The organism is Mammaliicoccus sp. I-M35 (assembly GCF_022386455.1).
Lineage (GTDB): Bacteria > Bacillota > Bacilli > Staphylococcales > Staphylococcaceae > Mammaliicoccus > Mammaliicoccus sciuri_A.
Window position 1 is genome coordinate 14848 of record NZ_JAJNIL010000016.1, and the last position, 19822, is coordinate 34669.

19 protein-coding genes are annotated in these 19822 nt (G+C 33.8%); 7 read left to right on the forward strand and 12 right to left on the reverse strand.

Annotation, left to right across the window (positions count from 1 at the left end; translation table 11 throughout):
• The first annotated feature begins 2 nt into the window (after positions 1-2).
• On the forward strand, positions 3-845 hold the full coding sequence (gene kynA / locus LQ679_RS13855; protein WP_025906919.1) for a tryptophan 2,3-dioxygenase: 843 nt from the start codon (positions 3-5) through the stop codon (positions 843-845).
• Positions 846-1211: 366 nt separating this feature from the next.
• Here the strand turns inward: kynA and LQ679_RS13860 are convergent, their stop codons facing one another.
• The gene (locus LQ679_RS13860; protein ID WP_239763391.1) at positions 1212-1994 is read right to left on the reverse strand and encodes a putative hydro-lyase; all 783 of its coding nucleotides are present in this window, start codon (positions 1992-1994) and stop codon (positions 1212-1214) included.
• Positions 1995-2126: 132 nt separating this feature from the next.
• On the opposite strand from LQ679_RS13860, the gene LQ679_RS13865 reads away from it, so the two are divergent.
• The 4 genes from LQ679_RS13865 to lrgB all read left to right on the forward strand — a co-directional run bounded on the left by LQ679_RS13865 (position 2127) and on the right by lrgB (position 5838).
• On the forward strand, positions 2127-3881 hold the full coding sequence (locus LQ679_RS13865) for a sensor histidine kinase (RefSeq protein WP_239763393.1): 1755 nt from the start codon (positions 2127-2129) through the stop codon (positions 3879-3881).
• Positions 3881-4603: a response regulator transcription factor LytR gene (locus tag LQ679_RS13870; protein WP_025906916.1), complete on the forward strand. Its 723-nt coding sequence runs from the start codon at positions 3881-3883 to the stop codon at positions 4601-4603. Before LQ679_RS13865 ends, LQ679_RS13870 begins: the two co-directional genes overlap by 1 nt.
• Before the next feature lie 120 nt (positions 4604-4723).
• Positions 4724-5140: an antiholin-like murein hydrolase modulator LrgA gene (gene lrgA, locus LQ679_RS13875; RefSeq protein WP_037590236.1), complete on the forward strand. Its 417-nt coding sequence runs from the start codon at positions 4724-4726 to the stop codon at positions 5138-5140.
• Entirely contained in the window at positions 5137-5838 is a 702-nt protein-coding gene (gene lrgB / locus LQ679_RS13880) for an antiholin-like protein LrgB (protein WP_025906914.1), read from the forward strand. The genes lrgA and lrgB overlap by 4 nt, the downstream gene beginning before the upstream one ends.
• A 50-nt stretch (positions 5839-5888) precedes the next feature.
• On the opposite strand, the gene LQ679_RS13885 is transcribed toward lrgB, so the two are convergent.
• The 10 genes from LQ679_RS13885 to LQ679_RS13930 form a co-directional block, all read right to left on the reverse strand.
• A complete protein-coding gene (locus tag LQ679_RS13885) occupies positions 5889-6266 on the reverse strand; it encodes a GtrA family protein (RefSeq protein WP_107576659.1) in 378 nt (125 codons plus the stop codon).
• A gap of 27 nt (positions 6267-6293) precedes the next feature.
• Positions 6294-7577 (reverse strand): kynureninase, encoded by a 1284-nt coding sequence (gene kynU / locus LQ679_RS13890; RefSeq protein ID WP_239763395.1) that lies wholly within the window; start codon positions 7575-7577, stop codon positions 6294-6296.
• A 316-nt stretch (positions 7578-7893) separates the two neighbouring features.
• A complete protein-coding gene (locus tag LQ679_RS13895) occupies positions 7894-9024 on the reverse strand; it encodes a zinc-dependent alcohol dehydrogenase family protein (protein WP_204257006.1) in 1131 nt (376 codons plus the stop codon).
• Positions 9025-9050: 26 nt separating this feature from the next.
• The gene (ahlS, locus tag LQ679_RS13900; protein WP_239763396.1) at positions 9051-9899 is read right to left on the reverse strand and encodes an AhlS family quorum-quenching N-acyl homoserine lactonase; all 849 of its coding nucleotides are present in this window, start codon (positions 9897-9899) and stop codon (positions 9051-9053) included.
• Between the two features lie 378 nt (positions 9900-10277).
• A complete protein-coding gene (phnE, locus tag LQ679_RS13905) occupies positions 10278-11087 on the reverse strand; it encodes a phosphonate ABC transporter, permease protein PhnE (protein WP_037590241.1) in 810 nt (269 codons plus the stop codon).
• On the reverse strand, positions 11084-11881 hold the full coding sequence (gene phnE / locus LQ679_RS13910) for a phosphonate ABC transporter, permease protein PhnE (protein ID WP_025906908.1): 798 nt from the start codon (positions 11879-11881) through the stop codon (positions 11084-11086). The genes phnE (LQ679_RS13905) and phnE (LQ679_RS13910) overlap by 4 nt, the downstream gene beginning before the upstream one ends.
• Positions 11882-12655 carry a phosphonate ABC transporter ATP-binding protein gene (gene phnC / locus LQ679_RS13915; RefSeq protein WP_025906907.1) on the reverse strand — a complete coding sequence of 258 codons (774 nt, stop codon included), beginning with the start codon at positions 12653-12655 and terminating at the stop codon, positions 11882-11884.
• Between the two features lie 69 nt (positions 12656-12724).
• The gene (locus tag LQ679_RS13920) at positions 12725-13681 is read right to left on the reverse strand and encodes a phosphate/phosphite/phosphonate ABC transporter substrate-binding protein (protein ID WP_025906906.1); all 957 of its coding nucleotides are present in this window, start codon (positions 13679-13681) and stop codon (positions 12725-12727) included.
• A 265-nt stretch (positions 13682-13946) separates the two neighbouring features.
• Complete coding sequence (locus LQ679_RS13925; RefSeq protein WP_239763397.1) at positions 13947-15485, reverse strand: bifunctional metallophosphatase/5'-nucleotidase; 1539 nt, start codon at positions 15483-15485, stop codon at positions 13947-13949.
• A 431-nt stretch (positions 15486-15916) separates the two neighbouring features.
• On the reverse strand, positions 15917-16552 hold the full coding sequence (locus LQ679_RS13930) for an FMN-dependent NADH-azoreductase (RefSeq protein WP_025906904.1): 636 nt from the start codon (positions 16550-16552) through the stop codon (positions 15917-15919).
• 172 nt (positions 16553-16724) lie between these two features.
• On the opposite strand from LQ679_RS13930, the gene LQ679_RS13935 reads away from it, so the two are divergent.
• The gene (locus LQ679_RS13935) at positions 16725-17315 is read left to right on the forward strand and encodes a histidine phosphatase family protein (protein WP_206166698.1); all 591 of its coding nucleotides are present in this window, start codon (positions 16725-16727) and stop codon (positions 17313-17315) included.
• 42 nt (positions 17316-17357) lie between these two features.
• Here LQ679_RS13935 and LQ679_RS13940 read toward each other — a convergent pair whose 3' ends face one another.
• Entirely contained in the window at positions 17358-18059 is a 702-nt protein-coding gene (locus LQ679_RS13940) for a GntR family transcriptional regulator (RefSeq protein WP_025906902.1), read from the reverse strand.
• Between the two features lie 143 nt (positions 18060-18202).
• On the opposite strand from LQ679_RS13940, the gene LQ679_RS13945 reads away from it, so the two are divergent.
• Positions 18203-19645 (forward strand): 6-phospho-beta-glucosidase, encoded by a 1443-nt coding sequence (locus LQ679_RS13945; protein ID WP_107576652.1) that lies wholly within the window; start codon positions 18203-18205, stop codon positions 19643-19645.
• The last annotated feature ends 177 nt before the right edge of the window (positions 19646-19822 follow it).

Consider the following 19822-nt stretch of genomic DNA (forward strand, 5'->3'; position numbering starts at 1 on the left):
TTGTGAGCGAATTTCAAGATGAATCACTTAAAGGGGAAAGTGTGAAGACGGATTTTTCGAAGGACATGACTTATAGTGAATATTTAGGTTTAGATAAAGTATTATCAGCACAACATACATTAACAGATGCGCACGATGAGAAATTATTCATAATTGTCCATCAAGTATCAGAACTGTGGATGAACTTAATTATTCATGAATTAAATTCTGCAAGTGATGATATTAAATCTGATCAATATAAACAAGCATTTAAAAAATTAGCTCGTGTAGGTAATATACAAAAACAACTCATTCAAGTATGGGAAGTATTATCAACCATGACACCAAGTGATTATTTGAAATTTAGAGATGACTTAGGGAATTCTTCAGGATTTCAATCTTTTCAAAATAGAATGATTGAATATAGCTTAGGATATAAAACAACACACGCTTTAAAAATCTATGAAAAAGACCCAAATATATATCAGCAGTTGAAAACACAACTAGAACGACCAAGTATTTATGATGAAACAATTAAAGCAGTACATAGAGCAGGATTTAACATAGATTCCGAAGTGTTAAATAGGGAAGTTACGCAAAATTATATGCGGAATGATTCAGTGAAAGAAGCTTTTAAAGCAATATATTTACAATCAGACGCATACTTTGAATTGTATGAACTACTAGAGAAATTAACAGATGTAGAAGATAGATACAGTCAGTGGCGATTTAGACATATGAAGACCGTACAAAGAATAATAGGATTCAAAACAGGAACAGGTGGAAGTTCAGGAGTAAATTATTTAAAACGGGTTATTGACCAGAACTTCTTCCCAGAATTGTGGGAATTGCGTACAGAATTATAAGTTGGGAATAGGAGTGTAGGGATTTTCAGGCCGATAAAATAAATTACCGGTCCAGAAATAGAAAATATGGACCGATAAATAAAATTACCGGTCCAGAAATGAAAAATATGGACCGATAAAAAATATTACCGGTCCAGAAATAGAAAATATGGACCGATAAATAAAATTACCGGTTCAGAAATAAGAAATATGGACCGATAAATAAAATTACCGGTCCAGAAATGAGAAATATGGACCGATAAAAATAAATACCGGTCCAGAAATGAAAAATATGGACCTATAAAATCAATTACCGGTCCAGAAACAAAAATGAAGCTGAGGCAATGACCGTTGCCTCAGCTTTCTGCTTTTAAAGTCCTTCTAAGTCTAGCTCATTTCGCTATCTTTAACATCTGTTATAAACATATGTCCTGGTGCATGCGTAATCATGATGTCTGGTTTGGCATCTAATGCGACAGACTGTGGTGTTACACCGCATCCCCAGAATACAGGAACTTCTCCGTCTTTAATTGTTACAGCTTCACCGAAATCAGGTTGGTCAATGTTTCCGATACCGATTTCACTTGGATTTCCAATATGTATTGGTGTACCGTGTACTTCTTTGAAATGTGTTGTGATTTCAGTAGCTTTAATTGCTTCTGCCATCGTCATAGGTCGCATGCTTACTGTAATGTTTCCTTTAAAAGTACCACTTGGTTCAGCTGGTATATTTGTGATGTACATCGGCACGTTATGATTTTCTTCTATATGACGTACTGGAATGCCCGCTTCAAGCAAAGCATGTTCAAATGTAAAGCTACATCCAATCAAGAAGCTGACCATATCTTCTGTATACAACGCTTTAATATCTTCGTATTCTTGTACGAATTTGCCATCTTTATAAAGTCTGTACAATCCAACATCTGTTCTAATATCCGCTTCTTTTCCATATTTACTAAATGACGGCGATCCTACTTCGGATACATCAAGTAATGGACATGTCTTCGGATTTTTAAAGCAAAATTTCAAAAAATCATAAGCATATTTAGAAGGCAAGATGACGACATTTGCTTGGACATACCCTTTAGCCATCCCACTAGTTGGTCGTGTTAATGCGCCTTGTCTTATACTTGCTCTAATTTCCTCTGGTGATGCAGTTTGTAAATTCATGATATTATCCCCTTTCTGCATGGTTCTCCTTATTATATCATTTAAACATTATTCCGAGATTTCTAACAATCATATGGTAAAATATTTGTTGGTATGAACGTATAGAAAAGTAAAGAAACGATAGGTGTTTATATGTTAAATTTATTTGTCTTATTATTAGAACGTGTTGGTTTAATTATACTCGTTGCCTACATATTAATGAATACCACGTATTTTAAAAATATGATGGGTGAACGCGAAAAATGGTATGTAAAATGGCGATTGATCATTGTATTTTCATCATTTGCATTGCTATCTAATTTTACAGGTGTCGCGATTCATAATGGTGAAATTGTATCGAGTATGATTTATTTACATCTCGGACCAGAAGTGTCACTTGCGAATACACGTGTGTTAACAATAGGCGTTTCAGGGTTGATAGGTGGACCATTTGTAGGTCTGTTCGTAGGTGTGCTATCAGGTATATTTAGAGTTTATATTGGCGGTGCTGATGCATATACATATTTAATATCATCTATCGTCATTGGACTTGTCGCAGGTTACTTTGGTGCACAAGCAATGAAGTCAAAAAGTTATTTATCCGTGAAACAAAGTGCATTAGTAGGTGCATCTACGGAAGTTATTCAAATGATTTGTATATTGATATTCTCATCGCAAAAAGCAGATGCATGGGAACTTGTTCAACTTATTGCATTGCCGATGATTATCATTAATGGATTAGGTACTGCGATATTTATGTCTATAATTATTTCGACAGTTAAACAAGAAGAACAAATGAGAGCCATCCAAACGCATGATGTATTAAAGCTCGTCAATCAGACATTGCCTTATTTTAAAGAAGGATTAACAGAATCATCTGCACATCAATCAGCAAAAGTTATCAAAGATCTCATGAAAGTTTCTGCTGTTGCTATTACAAATAAGACGCATATATTGGCGCATGTTGGTGTAGCTAGTGATCATCACACACCTGATAAGACCATCATTACTGATTTATCTAAAGCAGTTATTGAAACTGGTCAACAAAAAGAAGTCTATTCTAGTAAAGATATAGGGTGTCAACATCCGAACTGTCCTCTTGAAGCGGCGATTGTTATTCCATTATATGTACATGATGATATTGTAGGGACATTGAAGTTGTATTTTACAGATCATCATGATTTAACATTTGTAGAGAAACAACTAGCTGAAGGTTTAGCTAAAATATTCTCTAGTCAGTTAGAACTCGGTGCTGTTGAAACACAACGAAAATTATTACAAGATGCTGAAATTAAGTCGTTACAAGCTCAAGTTAATCCGCATTTCTTCTTTAATTCGATTAATACGATTTCAGCATTAGTTCGAATTGATCATGAGAAAGCACGTCAATTGTTATTACAATTGAGTCATTTCTTCCGTTCGAATTTACAAGGTGCGAGAAACAATACGATTACAATTGAAAAAGAATTAGAACAAGTACGCGCTTATATTGCTTTAGAGCAAGCAAGATATCCCGATCACTTCAAAATTGAATTTGATATACCCGAAGAACATTATTCTGCACTTGTGCCACCTTTTGTTATACAAATATTAGTAGAGAATGCAATTAAACATGCCTTTACAAGTAGAAAAGAAGACAATCGCATTTGGGTTAAAGTGAGTCGTAATCATCAATCGATTCAACTATGTGTAAGAGATAACGGGCAAGGAATACATGAAGATAAAATTGCTATTTTAGGTAAGACAACAGTTGCCTCTCAGTCAGGAACTGGAAGTGCGTTAGAGAATTTAAATAGAAGATTAACAGGATTATTTGGAAATCATGCAGAATTACAATTTGATTCAAGTGATAAAGGAACGAAAGTATGTACGATTATTCCACACAAATATCGAGAGGAGGAAATGTAATGCATGCGTTAATTGTTGATGATGAACCATTAGCACGTAATGAACTGAAATATTTATTGAATCAAATTGGTTCATTTAGTCAAATTGAAGAAGCAGAAAATGTTGAAGAAACTTTGGAACAACTATTGTCGCACGAATTTGATGTTATATTTTTAGATATTAATTTGATGGAAGAAAGTGGCTTAGATTTAGCGAAGAAAATCAACAAAATGAAACATGTTCCGCATATTATCTTTGCGACTGCTCATGACACATATGCTGTACAAGCATTTGAATTAGAAGCAACAGACTATATTTTGAAGCCTTTTGAGAAAGCAAGAATTGAACAAGCGATTAATAAAATTACGAATATCGAAACACAACAATCAGTTGAGCCGAAACCGGTCAATCACGATGAAGTCTTGCCTATTGAAATTGATGATCGTATTTATGTATTGAATGTAGATGATATTATTGCGATATCTGTCAATCAAGGTATTACGACGATTAATACGACTGACAATGAATATACGACAAACGAGCCACTCAGTTTCTACGAGAAAAAGCTCAGTCACGCTAAATTTATTCGTATTCATCGCGCAAGTATTATTAATAAATGGCATATACAATCGGTTGAACATTGGTTTAATTCGACGTATCAAGTGACGTTGACGGGGAATATCAAATTACAAGTCAGTCGATCATATATGAAGTCGTTTAAATCAGAAATAGGGTTAGTATAATTTTCAGAGCATAGATTTTGTAACTTAGAGGTCAATTATTGCATTTCGCATTGAAAACGCTTTAAAAAATGATTTTCATATTAAGATAACCTTAAGAGATTACTTCGGGAGGTTGTCAAAATGAAAAAAGTCAATAACTTCTTTCATCAAGTATTAACAATATCAATTGTATTATTAATTTCACATGTCATAGAAAGCTTTATGCCTATACCAATGCCGGCATCAGTTATCGGATTAGTACTAATGTTTATCGCATTGACAACAGGTATTATCAAGTTAGAACAAGTAGAAGCGGTTGGTACAGCATTGACGAATAATATCGGATTCTTATTCGTTCCAGCGGGTATTTCAGTGATCAACTCATTAGGTATTTTAAGTACGAGTCCAATACTTATCATATTACTAATTATTATTTCTACAATTTTATTACTTGTTTGTACGGGTATCTTTTCACAAATGATCATTAAACCAAGTGAAAAATCAGCTAAACGTACGAAAGAAATTAACAATAAACGCGTGGCAGGTGATTATGCATGATGGAACATTTAGGCCTTAATACACCATATTTCGGTATCGGATTATCTGTAATATTATTCTTAGTCGGTACTTATTTATTTAAAAAAACAAATGGATTCTTCTTGTTTGCGCCATTATTTTTCAGTATGGTTGGTGGCATTGTATTTTTAAAAGCGACAGGCATACCATATGAAAATTACAAAATAGGTGGAGATATTATTAATTTCTTCCTAGAACCAGCAACAATTTGTTTCGCAATTCCTTTATACAAAAAACGTGAAGTACTTAAAAAACATTGGCATCATATCATGGGTGGTATTGCAATTGGAACAGTAGCAGCACTTGTTATTATTTATATTGTAGCGAAAGCATTCCAATTTGGTGATGATATTATCGCATCAATGTTACCACAAGCAGCAACAACTGCAATTGCATTGCCAGTTTCAGAAGGTATTTCAGGTATTAAAGAACTCACATCATTAGCCGTGATTTTAAATGCCGTTATTATTATGGCATTAGGAAATAAATTATTGAAACTCTTTAATATTACAAATCCGATTGCAAGAGGATTAGCCTTAGGTACAAGTGGACACACACTCGGTGTCGCAGCAGCAAAAGAATTAGGTGAAGTAGAAGAATCAATGGCCAGTATTTCACTCGTTCTTGTTGGTATCGTAGTCGTAGCAGTCGTTCCATTCTTTGTTATGTTCTTATTATAGAAAAAATGACAAGCGCCAGTAACATGTTTATGTTACAGGCGCTTTTCGTTTTATTTATCTACTAAAATCCATCTAGATAATATAAATGTTATTGGAATTGTAAAAATTAATCCGATAAATGGTGCAAAAGTTTCGTTTACATGAAGTAACTGTACAAACACAAATAATAATAATGTTTGTAATCCCATATTTACAACTTGTGTAATAGGAAATTGAATGAATTTTTTTACGGTAGGTTGAACACGATAAACAAAATAACAATTCAAATAAAATGAAATGATAAAGCTTATTATGAAACTCAATATATGACTCACTAAATATTGAATGTCGAACACTTTTAATAATAATAAATATATCCAGTAATAATTAACTGTATTGATGCCACCTACAAGTATAAATCGAATGATTTCTCCGTGTTTCTTGGACATATAGCTACTCCTTAAGTACGCAATTTATTATACGACCAGGCCACGTTTAGTACTATATTGTTCGTATAAATGATCTTGTGCAATTTCTTCTAAAATCTCAACGACTTTATAGACTTCTTCATATGATGTATATAAAGCAATAGGTGCTAATCGAATCACATTCGGTTCTCTAAAATCTGGAATCACACCTTTATCTTTCAACGCTAAACTGATTCTATATGCTTCATCATGTACTAAACATACATGTCCACCTCGTTTAAAATCATCACGTAAGTTCCCAACTGAATAACCATAGTCAGTTAACTTTTCATCAATTAAATACATTAAGTATGACGTAATATGAAGTGATTTCGTTCTAATAGCATGCATACCAACTTCGTTGAAAATGTTAAGCACACCTTCTAATGGTGCCATAGATAGAATATTTGGTGTTCCAACTTGCCACCCTGAAGCATCTCGTTGATGTTCAAATGTATGATTAAGTTGGAATTGTGTTTCGTCTTTATTCCCAAACCAACCGGCAGTACCAGGACTGCGATTAAAGTGTTTCTTATTGATATATAAGCCAGCAGTTGAACCAGGTCCACCTGATAAATATTTATATGTACACCATACAGCAAAGTCTGCATCAATTTGGGCTAAGTCCATTTCAATCGCACCGATTGCATGACATAAGTCCCATCCAATGATGATTTGACGTTCCTTCGCAGCCATTGTTATTTTTGCCATGTCTAATACTTGAGCACTTCGATAGAGTACAGTAGGCAATAGAACAAGTGCAATATCATCCGTCATTGCTTCAATAATGGCATTTTCATCAATGAATACACCATCTGAACTTTTAACAACTTTAACTGCATCGTTTGGATCTAATCCTTTTAGACGCACTTGACTATCTACTGCATAACGATCAGTAGGGAAGTTTAAGTCATCAACTAATATTTTGTATTTATCTTTAGTCGGTTCGTAAAAAGTACTAATAGCTTGATGTATATTGGATGTCGTGCTACCAACTACTACAACTTCTTCAGGACTCGCACCAATTAATGGCGCCATGTTTGAAGCAATGTGCTTAGAATAATGATAATATTTGCTGTCTTCAATATTCCAAATTTTGATGCCTTCTTTTTTCCAATCTTCTAACGCATTGAGTAATGATGCCTCAGCATCTTTAGAAGCAAGACCTAAAGAATTCCCATCCATGTAAATTTCGTTAGGTTGTATATAAAATCGATCACGAACATGATGTAACACATCCGCTTTATCCAAAGCTTCGGCAAATTCTTTTGTTGTATTAAATGAAGTATCCATTTGTTCATCCCCTTATAAATAATGAATCATTCTTTAAATATAATTGTATACTTTCCATGTAAAAGTCACAAAGATAATGATATTTGGGATGGGTGGATGTAGGAATGTGGGTGTGGGCAGAAAGTGAGGAGGTAGGATTGTAGTTTTCAGGCCGATAAATAAAAATAGAGACCCGGAAATGGAGTTTTCAGGCCGATAAAATAAAATAGCGACCCGAAAATTGGATTTCCCGGCCGATAAATAAAATTAGCGACCCGAAAATGGAGTTTCTGGACCGATAAAAATAATTACCGGTCCATATTTTGTATCTCAGTCATCAATTATTCATTTTGACTACTAGTCTTGCGGCGTCTCCTTTTGCTAGTCGGTCGAATCCTTCATTAATTTCATCTAGAGGCAGCGTGTCTGTTAGTAATGAATCAATATCTAAGCGACCTTGTTTATAAAGTGCGATAAATCTAGGTATATCTCTCATTGGTACACAGCTACCTACATATGAACCTTTAATAGTTCTTTCTTCCGCCGCTAAAGTAACTTGTGGAAATGAAAATTCATGTTTAGGGTCTGGTAATCCGGTTGTAACTGTTGAACCTCCACGTTTAGTGATTTTGTATGCAACTTCCATTGCTGGCACGACACCGGCAGTTTCAAATGCATACTCAACGCCACCTTTTACATAAGCTTTAACTTGTTCAACAACATCATCGTCTCCTGAATTAAAAGTTGCAGTTGCACCGAGTTTTTTAGCTAATTCAAATTTGCCTGGATTAATATCTAATGCAATGATTTCTCCTGCTCCAGCTAATTTAGCGCCTAAAATTGCATTCAAACCGATACCGCCTAATCCAACAACTGCGACTGAGCTGCCTGGTTTTACTTGTGCTGTATTAATAACTGCACCTATACCTGTAATAACAGCACATCCAAATATGGCTACTTTTTCAAAAGGAATGTCTTTATCAACTTTAACAATAGAGTGTTGTGAAACAACAGCATAATCTGCAAAGCCAGAAACGCCTAAGTGATGATGCATATTATCTTCATCATTATGTAGTCTTATGCCGCCATCAAGTAGTTCTCCTTGCTCATTAGAAGCAGCGCCATTCTCACATAGTGCAGGTCTACCTTCACTACATGGTAGACAATGACCACAGTTTGGAATAAATGTACAGACAACATGATCACCAACTTCAAAGTTTGTTACGTTGTCTCCAATTTCAATGATTTCTCCTGCAGCTTCATGTCCAAGTGCCATAGGAGTAGGGCGTGGTCTACTTCCATTAATAACAGATAAATCTGAATGACATAAACCTGCCGCTCCAATTTTAATGAGCACTTCATTTTGATTCGGTTTATTTAATTCAAGTGTTTCAATTTTTAACGGTTTACTTTCTGAATATGGACTAGGTAAACCCATTTCGTGCAATACTGCTGCTCGTGTCTTCATTAGCTTTCACTCCTATATGATTAACATTATTCGTAATATCCATCTGTTGATTTTCTAAAGCCTTCAAATTGATTGCCATCATGGCCGAACCAAATTTGTGCATTTTTCTCTTTAGCGAGTCTTTTAATCTTTTCAACAGATCTTGCCCAACCAATTGAATCATATAAAATACCAGGTGGCTTTAAAATGTCTCCCATACTTTCAGCTGTGTAAATAGCATCTGAAGCCAATATCAGTGTACCGAGTTCCTGAGTTTCTACTTCCAGTCCAATCATGCCCCATGCATGACCACTACCAAAATTCAGTACTTTAACTCCTTTAACAATTTCTAAATTATCTTCATAAGGTTTAATCGTTTTCCATGATAAATCATTTTTAATCCATGCATCAATATCCGCCCAAATATAAGCACCAGCTTTTTGGTTACGCGCATAAGTTTGCATCGTTCCATTAAGTTCATCATCATGCACAATTACAGTTGCGTTTGTAAAATATTCAAGACAACCTGCATGATCTAAATGAAGGTGAGAAGCTACGACATAATCAACTTCGCTTGGATCGACATTAATTTGTTCAAGTCTATTAGGTAAGTAGCAAGATTCATCAGCAGTATACGGGAATGCTTTTTGAGTTTGGTTAATCCATCTACCGTTTTCCCCCATAGAGTTAGGATTACAAGCTGTGTCGAACAAAATCTTTGCTTCAGGATGATCAATAAATACGGTGTAAATAGGGAATTCAAACATTTCATTAGGTGCATTAGGATTATCCAAAGTAGCTTGATTAGACCCAGCAATCATTAGATTCTTGTCCATTCTCATACGACCATTGTCGAGCACATAAAGCCTTATTCCTTGATTATTTACATTTACCATAAATCATCACCTCAATCTTTAGTGTATAATTACATTATAGTTGTAATCGTTTTCAAGAACAAACAAAAAGACAAATGTATTAGAGATTGAATAGGGTGATGAGGTTTGAATATGGACCGATAAAAAAATTTACCGGTCCAGAAAAGAGAAATATGGACCGATAAAATAAATTAGCGGTCCAGAAAAGAGAAATATGGACCGATAAAAAAATTTAGCGACCTGAAAACGGGATTTGCAGGCCGATAAAAATAATTATCGACCCGAAAACAGGATTACCAGGCCGATAAAAATAATTATCGACCCGAAAACAGGATTACCAGGCCGATAAATAAAAATAGCGACCCGGAAATCGAAATTTCCGTGGTCGCTTCATCTTTGTTAAACGAGTTTCTTCCTAATACTACCTGATATAAAATCAACTACTGCTACCATTATGACTAAACCTATTAATATTATGCCTACTCGATCCCAAGTTCGAGTTTGCAATGCAAATATTAATGGTGTACCGATACCGCCAGCTCCGATTAAACCGAGTATTGAAGCGGATCTTAAGTTTAACTCAAATCGATATAATACTAATGATATGTATGAAGGTAGTATTTGTGGTACTACTGCAAACATAAGTGTCTTAATCGAATTGGCGCCACTTGCTACGAGTGATTCTGTTGGGCTTAAATCTAGATTCTCTAGATCTTCAGCGAACAATTTACCCATCATACCTATAGAATGAATACCTAGTGCAAGTACACCTGAAAATGAACCTGGACCTACAGCTTTAATAAAGATAATAGCCATAACAATTTCAGGAAACACTCTTATAACACTCAAAATAAATTTACTAATACTAGAAACAGGTTTAAATTTAACCATGTTTTTAGCAGCAATAAATGCAAGTGGTATAAATAAAATGGCTGATAAAAATGTACTAATAACAGCAATTGCAAATGTTTCTAATAAACCTCTTAGAAGGTCCTCACCTTCAGGAATATATACATAATTCCAATCAGGATGAAATAATCCATCTACAATAGATTTCATAATTGTTCCTGACTGTGATTTGATTTCGAAAGCGGGTAATCCTACAAAAGCCCAAATTAATAATACGACAAGAATGATACTTGTAATCCATCGAGAAATAATGGATTTGCGTTGTCTTTCCGGCTTTAACTGATAATGAGTTTGTGTCATATTAATTTTTCCCTCACTTTCGTACTTACTAAGTCAATGATTACAACAATAACAAGTGTTACAAGAATGATTGTTAATGTCTTAGGATATTGGAAAAGACCTAATGTTTGATCATAATACAGACCAATACCACCAGCACCTACTAAACCTAATACTGCTGCTGCTCTTATGTTAATTTCGAATGCGTATAATACATAAGACATATATGGTGCAATAGCTTGTGGGATTATCGCATATGTAATCCATTTTAATTTATTTGCACCAACTGCAGTCATAGCTTCTAAAGGACCATCATCAATACTTTCTAATGATTCATACATCAATTTACATATGATACTAATAGATAAAATGATGATTGCGAGTACCCCTGGAATTTGACCAATACCAAAAATTGCAACGAATACTGCTGCAAGTAATAAGTCAGGGATTGTTCTTACAATATTCAAGATAAATCTACAAGGATAAGTTATCCAACTTGAACGAATAACATTTCGTGCACAGAGTATTGAAATAGGAATTGAAAGTAGACCACCTATAAATGTCCCTACAACTGCCATTCGAATGGTATCTAGCATTGGTTTAGTGATACTAGAAATATAACTTAAATCTGGTGGAACCATACTTTTGAACAGTTCGACCATTTGTGGAATACCATACATTAAATCACCAATACTAAAGTTCGTAAACATGAAACTCCAAACGACTAATATAGCGACGATAATGATTGATAAAACAACTTTTAAAGAAGTCTTACGACGTAAGTAAGGTTCAAAGCGTTCTTGGTTAGAGTCCATTTACTGCACCCCTAACTTCTCGTCATTTTTAATATGGCGTCCATAAATTTCGGCAAATGTTTCATCCGTTGCTTCTGAAGCCGGACCATCATAAACTAATTCACCAGCACGTAGTCCAATAATTCTAGTACCGTATTCTTTTGCTAAATCTACGAAATGCAGGTTGATGATAATCGTGATACCTAATTCTTCGTTAATACGCTTTAAGTCATCCATAACTTGTTTCGTTGTAAGTGGGTCTAATGACGCGACAGGTTCGTCTGCAAGGATGATAGACGATTCCTGACATAAAGCACGTGCAATAGAAATACGTTGTTGTTGACCACCAGATAATTCATCAGAACGGTTATACGCTTTTTCTAGTATATTTACTCTATCTAATGACTCTAATGCTTTTATCTTATCTTCTTTCGGAAATAAACCGAGTACCATTTTCCAAGTAGGGTGGTATCCGACTCTACCACTCAACACGTTTCTAATAACAGATGATCGTTTTACTAAATTGAAATGTTGGAAAATCATACCTATATTGCGGCGCATCATCAGTAATTCTTTACCTGATGCTTTAGAGATGGATTTACCATCAATTAAAATATCGCCTTCAGTAATATCATGTAAACGATTGATTGAACGTAGTAGGGTAGATTTACCAGCACCTGATAAACCTACAATTACTGCAAAGTCACCTTTTTCAATATTTAAATTGATATCCTTCAGGCCTTGGTGACCATTTTTATATATTTTGCTCACGTTTTTAAATTCTATTTGACTCATATGTATCCCCCTTAAAAAATAAAAGCTCTGCTCATAATAGGAGCTGAGCTTTTATATTAAATCTCATCATTATTTTTCGTTATCGTTTACTTTTTTACCGTATTCACGTACGATATCGAATTCAGAGTCTTTGCTATCAACATAGCCTTCATGACTATAAACTTCACTTACAATTTTGTGACCTTCTTTAGTTTTTGCGATATCTTTAAAAGCTTTTTTAAGTTTATCTCTAAATTTGTCATCCATATCGCTTCTTACTGAAATTGTATCGTTTGGAATATCTTCAGTTAATTCTACGATTTCAGTATCTTTGAAGACGTTTGGTTGGTCTTTCTTAACAATGTTACGAGCATCTTGGAATGTTACTGCTACATCAACGTCACCATTTAATAATGCAATAATAGCTTGGTCATGTCCTTTAACATTTGTAATTTTCATGTCGTTAATTGGATTGATGCCTTCTTTTAATAATTCAGCTACTGGATAAGTGTATCCTGCAGTTGATGTAACATCTTGTAAGGCAATTTTTTTACCTTTCATGTCTTTTAAAGATTTAATGCCAGAATCTTTTTTAACAACAAATTGTGATTTATAACTTTTAACGAGTTTGTCATTATTAGATCCGTCTTTGTTAACGCCATAACGTTGTGCTTGTAGTAATACATCAGCAGCTTTTTGATCGTGTGCTAATGTGTAAGCAGTAGGTGGTAAGAAACCAACGTCTACTTTTTTAGATTTCATTGCTTCAACGATTGTGTTGTAATTTGTAGAAACTGAAACTTTTACTGGAATATCTAATTCTTTTGATAATAATTTTTCTAACGGTTTTGCTTTTGCTTCTAATGTGTCAGCATTTTGAGATGGAACGAATTGAATAGTAAGTTCTTTAGGTTTATAGCTGTCCCCTTTGCTATCCCCATCACTTGACGATTTTGAATCAATACTTGATTTCCCGTTGCCACATGCAGCTAGTAAAATCATTGCCCCCAACAAAAGTATGGTTACAAAACTAAAACTTTTTTTCATGTCCATTAATTAAACCTCCAAATATGTATTATCACTACAAATAAATAAAATCTCGATACAAATTTAATTATACCCTTCGATTATGTAAAATTACAATATGAATATGCATATATTTTCTATTTAATGCCATAATTTGTATGGACTCCATTTACATAAAAATATTACCACAAAATCTTATGCTTTTTTACATAAAAATAGAAAATTTTGTTAAATGATTGTAAGGATATTAAAGATTTGTCTGATGCATCATATTTCTATGGTTTAGTTAATATTTAATTTCAAAATTCATTACTTCTGGCACATCTTCTATACTGTGTTGTTCTAAGAAATCAATCAGCATTTCAGCGCCTTCAACTTGAATATCTTTGATGATTTTATCAGCACTATACATGTTAAAATCACCGCCACCAACTGCTCTATAATTATTAAGAACGATAGAATAATGTGTATCTAATTCTATAGGTTTGCCTTTAAATAAAACATTTTCTACACGATTGCCAATAGGTTTTTGAATATTGAATGTATATGAAATACCTGCGTACATATCATAGTTATAATGTTGTGGTTTAGGTTCAATGAAAGCATTATTCACAACGAGTTCACCTTGTTCAATATCGAAGTATGAAGCGGTTCTTTCTAAGGCTAGTAATAAATCTTTACCGGTAATATCTAATACATAGAAAGTATTTGGGAATGGGTAATTGTTAATAACGTCACGCATCGTAATAGTTTGTCCAAACCCAACACCACTATCAAATAAGGCTGAAGCGGATATGTCAGCTCCACTAAGCTTCATTTGCGCATAATTAATAAAGTTAATCAGTGGGTGTGGCTCTATTCTTGCTTTAAAATGATCGTCGACATACATCGTTTGAGATTGTTGTGAGATTTCAGTATCTAACCAGTCATTAATTTCTTTTTCTAAGTTTGTAAGATTTTGTGGAATTGAAATTTGTGGTTGATAGTCTTTAACAAATAATAATTCTGAATCTGCTGATAACACTTTATTTGTTTCTTCATCAATTTTCAATGTGATTTTACCGAGACAATCTCCTTTACCACCAGGTTGAATGACTGCTGTTTGATTAATGACTTCTGCAATTTCTCTATGTTGATGACCGGTTATCAATACATCAACACCTTCTAATTCTGTTAGTAAATCATAGCCTTCATTTTCACCAGTCAGTAATTCAGTTTCTTCACCAGTATGTAAATCACGCTCAAATCCTCCGTGATAGCACACGATAACAATATCCGCGTTACGTCTCACTTCTGGTATCAGTTCTTTCGCAGTTTCAACAGCAGATTGGAAACTTAATTCAGCTATTGTGTCGGGTTTCTCCCAATGTGGTATATATTGAGTCGTTAAACCGATAATACCGAAAGTTATTTTGTCTTTTTCTAAATAAATGACATCATTACCAGTGAAAGGTTGATGATCTTTAAAAATATTTGACGATAACACGGGGTAGTTTAAAGATTTAATCGCGTCATAAAGGTAAGGTAAGCCATAGTTAAATTCATGATTTCCAATAACACCGAAGTCAAAACCAATCTGGTTGTATAGATCCGTTAAAGGCTTGCTTGATTTTGTTTCCGAAGCCAAATATGAACATAGTGGTGAACCTTGTAGAAAATCACCATTGTCCATTACGATGACATGTTCATGAGTTTGTTTGATATCTTGAATCATTTGGTTAATTTTAAGTAACCCCTTAGGTAAGTCTTGATGAGCCTCTTGATAATCAGTAGGGAAGATATAGCCATGAATATCACTCACCGTTAAAATTACAATCTCTTTCATTATGAAAAAGCCTCCAATCATAAAATAATTCCTTGATAAATATAGTATAAACGAAACTTTTGAATAAAATGTAATATATTTTAGGATTAGAAGGAAATTTGCGGAGGATGTGTGCGGAATCTGGACCGTTATGAAAATTTACCGGTCCAGAAAATGGAAATATGTACCGATAAAAAAATTTACCGGTCCAGAAAAGAGAAATACGGACCGATAAAAATAATTACCGGTCCAGAAATGAGAAATACGGACCGATAAATAAAATTATCGACCCGAAAACGGGATTATCAGGCCGATAAAAAAATTTATCGACCCGAAAACGAGATTACCAGGCCGATAAATAAAATTATCGACCCGAAAATGAGATTATCAGGCCGATAAATGAAAACCTGAGTCATCACACGATGACTCAGGTTCAATATTACAATATTAAATTAGAATGTTTGTCCTAATGCTTTTGCACGTTCGATTGCGTCTGCTTTGATTTCTTCTGCTTTTTCTGGGTTAGCATTGTGGCCTTCAACAATTAAACCGTCAAAGTCAGTAATTCCGTAGAAGTTCATCATTTGCCCAATGTAACGGTGACCCATTTCTAAGTCAGCAGCTGGACCTTCACTATAGTATCCACCACGTGCTTGAATGTGTAATGCTTTTTTATCTGGTAATAAACCAACTGGACCTTCAGCTGTGTATTTGAATGTTTTGCCAGCTACTGATACTGAATCTAAGTATGCTTTCATAACTGGTGGGAATGAGAAGTTCCAGAATGGTGTAACGAATACATATTTGTCTGCATTAACAAATTGATCACTTAATTCGTTTAAGCGACGTACTTTACCTTGTTCGCCTTCTGAAAGTTCTTCAAATCCTTGTCCTGATTGTAATTTACCCCAACCAGCAAATACATCTGCATCAATTTGTGGAATGTATGAATTGTATAAATCGATATGAACGACTTCATCATTTGGGTTTGAAGCTTTATAACTTTCGATAAATGATTTAGCTGTTGCCATTGAAAAAGAAACAGTTTCATCATGTGGATGAGCTGTAATAAATAATACTTGTGACATAATAATATTTCTCCTCTGTGATAAAAATTAAACTAACTATAAATATTATACTTAAATTCTTTAGCAAAGCAATAGGAATGCTCATGAAAATAAATGTTATTTTACACTTAAGTTTTAATAATGGTAGGATAAATGTAATGAATGATATTTTGAATAAGAGGGATGATGGATTTTGAGTAAGAAATTATACTTAATGAGACACGGACAAACATTATTTAATGAGAAGAAAAAAATTCAAGGTGCATCTGATTCACCATTAACACAATTAGGTATTGAACAAGCGCGTATGGCAAAAAAGTATTTCGATGAATCGAATATAACATTTGAGTCGTTATACGCATCTACACAAGAACGCGCGAGTGATACGCTTGAAATTATATGTCCAGAAAGGACGTATGTAAGATTAAAAGGATTGAAAGAATGGAACTTCGGGCTTTATGAAGCTGAAAGTGAAACTTTAAATCCGCCACATAAGCCAGGTGAAACTTCATATGGAGACTTCTTTGTTGATTATGGCGGTGAGTCTAGTGAAGAACTGCAAAATAGAATGAATGAAACTTTAACAGATATCATGAATACAGATGAAGCCAATACAATTTTAGCAGTAAGCCATGGTGGAGCATTATATATGTTTTTACAACTATGGTTACCATTTGAAAAAGTTAAAGAAGTGAAATTCTCCAATTGTTGCATACTCGAATTTGAATTTGAAAACAATACATTTAAATTTATACAAGCCATTAATCCCACAGAAATAGCATGAAAAAACGGGACAGCCATCGTACATGATGACTGTCCCGTTCTATTATTTAATTGAAGGTATATAGAATCTAGAATTTTCATAATGGAATATGATTTTAGAGTAGTCGAAAGGAATACCTGTACTTGTGTAGAATATTTGTTCATATTCTAACGATGGATCACCTTCATTTAATTCCAAATGAGTCGCATCTTCTTTATTTAATTTACCAATATTGAAATATATATCAGTGAATCCTACTTTGACTTTTAAATTATTTTCAATGTAATGAAAGATAGAACCATTGGCAATTTCTTCATTCATGTATAAGACAACATTTTTACTAAAATAAGAAGTTTCAATACAGAATACTTCTCCATCAAGATATCTAACACGATCGACAAGATATACAGTATCGTTATCTTTTAACTTTAATTGTTGTTTTACTTCATCTTCAGGTTGAATCTCCGCGACTTTTAAGATTTTACTCGTTACATCGTGTCCTTTAAATTCATCTGAAAATCCATCAGCAGTAAATAAGTTAACAAATCCATCTCTTTTCGGATTTCTTACATAGATACCACTGCCTCTAGCTTGATAGATTAAACCTGTTTTTTCTAGATTTTTGAGAGCATTGATAATTGTGCTCTTGCTCACGTTAAATTCACTTCTTAAAACTTCAACACTCGGTAATTTATCCCCAGCTTCATAATGCCCATTATTGATAAGCGACTCAATACGTTCAGCAATAAGCTCGTACTTAAGCATATTAATCCCCACTTTATGATAGATATTACTCATATTATAGCACTTGTTAAATTAATAACACCAACTAAATATATACCTATCTTTACAAATTGTATCGGTATAATTATAATGTAAGTGTATACAAAATATCCGGAGGTAATCAAATGGCTAAATTAAACAAAGACTTTTTATGGGGTGGCGCTTTAGCTGCTAATCAATTTGAAGGTGGATATGATCAAGGCGGTAAAGGGTTAAGTGTTCATGATGTGATGACTGCTGGTGAACATGGTAAAGCACGTGAAATTACTGAAAAGGTTGAAGCTGACAAATACTATCCTAACCATGAAGGTATTGATTTTTATAATAGATATAAAGAAGATATTGGTTTGTTCAATGAAATGGGATTAAAATGTTTAAGAACATCTATCGCATGGACACGTATTTTTCCAAATGGTGATGAAACTGAGCCTAATGAAGAAGGTCTAAAGTTCTATGATAATGTTATTGACGAGCTTTTAAAATATAATATTGAACCTGTATTAACGTTATCTCATTTTGAAATGCCATTACACTTAGCAAGAGAATATGGTGGTTTTAGAAATCGTAAAGTTGTAGACTTTTTCGTGCGTTTTGCTGAAACTGTCTTCAATCGTTATAAAGATAAAGTGAAATATTGGATGACATTTAACGAGATTAATAACCAAATGGATACAAGTAATCCTATTTTCTTATGGACGAATTCAGGTGTCACTTTAACAGAAGAAGATGATGCTGAAGAAGTACTATATCAAGTTGCGCATAACGAATTAATCGCAAGTGCACTTGCTGTATCAAAAGGTAAAGAAATTAATCCAAACTTTGTTATTGGGAACATGATTTCTCACGTACCTATTTATCCATATTCATGTAACCCTAAAGATATTTTAGAAGCGGAAATTGCAAGTCGTTTGAGATATTTCTTCCCAGATGTTCAAGTAAGAGGATATTACCCAGGTTATGCATTAAAAATGTTTGAGAAAAAAGGTTACGATATTAAGTGGCAAGAAGGCGACGATGAAATCTTAAAAAATGGTACGGTAGATTATATCGGTTTCAGTTATTATATGTCTACAGTCGTTAAACATGATGCAGAACAAAGTGTTGATGGTAATGTTGTGAATGGTGGATTACCAAATTCAGTAGAGAATCCATACATTAAAGTCAGTCAGTGGGGTTGGGCAATAGATCCAGTTGGTTTAAGATATACTTTAAATGCGTTGTACAATCGCTATCAGTTACCATTATTTATCGTTGAAAATGGCTTCGGTACAACAGATGAATTTAAAGAAGACGGTACAATAGATGACCAAGAAAGAATCGATTACTTGAGAGAACATATTCAAGCGTCTATAGAAGCGGTTGATGAAGACGGTGTTGAACTAATGGGTTACACACCTTGGGGCATAATTGATATCGTATCATTTACAACTGGTGAAATGAAAAAACGATATGGCTTAATTCACGTAGATCGTGATAATGCAGGAAAAGGAACATTAAAACGTACTAAAAAGAACTCATTCTATTGGTATAAAAATGTCATCGATACAAACGGTGAAGAACTTAAATAATACAACTAATTAAACAATTTGTAAGATTAGGAATGATTCCTAACCTAAAGAAAATAACATCTCATTTTAATGATTTAATCGTTAAAAATGAGATGTTATTTTGTTTTTGTTAATGTATTAAAAAATTATTCCTTTTCATTAAGTAAAGGGGGATTATTTAATTCCTCTAATAGAAAT

Coding starts and splice junctions, on each gene's coding strand:
- LQ679_RS13885 (WP_107576659.1), bottom strand. CDS start 6,266: ATGTCCAAGAAACACGGAGAAATCATTCGATTTATACTTGTAGGTGGC.
- kynU (WP_239763395.1), bottom strand. CDS start 7,577: ATGGATACTTCATTTAATACAACAAAAGAATTTGCCGAAGCTTTGGAT.
- phnE (WP_037590241.1), bottom strand. CDS start 11,087: ATGACACAAACTCATTATCAGTTAAAGCCGGAAAGACAACGCAAATCC.
- LQ679_RS13870 (WP_025906916.1), top strand. CDS start 3,881: ATGCATGCGTTAATTGTTGATGATGAACCATTAGCACGTAATGAACTG.
- LQ679_RS13945 (WP_107576652.1), top strand. CDS start 18,203: ATGGCTAAATTAAACAAAGACTTTTTATGGGGTGGCGCTTTAGCTGCT.
- ahlS (WP_239763396.1), bottom strand. CDS start 9,899: ATGGTAAATGTAAATAATCAAGGAATAAGGCTTTATGTGCTCGACAAT.
- phnC (WP_025906907.1), bottom strand. CDS start 12,655: ATGAGTCAAATAGAATTTAAAAACGTGAGCAAAATATATAAAAATGGT.
- lrgA (WP_037590236.1), top strand. CDS start 4,724: ATGAAAAAAGTCAATAACTTCTTTCATCAAGTATTAACAATATCAATT.
- LQ679_RS13865 (WP_239763393.1), top strand. CDS start 2,127: ATGTTAAATTTATTTGTCTTATTATTAGAACGTGTTGGTTTAATTATA.
- LQ679_RS13925 (WP_239763397.1), bottom strand. CDS start 15,485: ATGAAAGAGATTGTAATTTTAACGGTGAGTGATATTCATGGCTATATC.
- LQ679_RS13940 (WP_025906902.1), bottom strand. CDS start 18,059: ATGCTTAAGTACGAGCTTATTGCTGAACGTATTGAGTCGCTTATCAAT.
- lrgB (WP_025906914.1), top strand. CDS start 5,137: ATGATGGAACATTTAGGCCTTAATACACCATATTTCGGTATCGGATTA.
- phnE (WP_025906908.1), bottom strand. CDS start 11,881: ATGGACTCTAACCAAGAACGCTTTGAACCTTACTTACGTCGTAAGACT.
- LQ679_RS13860 (WP_239763391.1), bottom strand. CDS start 1,994: ATGAATTTACAAACTGCATCACCAGAGGAAATTAGAGCAAGTATAAGA.
- LQ679_RS13920 (WP_025906906.1), bottom strand. CDS start 13,681: ATGAAAAAAAGTTTTAGTTTTGTAACCATACTTTTGTTGGGGGCAATG.
- LQ679_RS13930 (WP_025906904.1), bottom strand. CDS start 16,552: ATGTCACAAGTATTATTTATTACAGCTCATCCACATGATGAAACTGTT.
- LQ679_RS13895 (WP_204257006.1), bottom strand. CDS start 9,024: ATGAAGACACGAGCAGCAGTATTGCACGAAATGGGTTTACCTAGTCCA.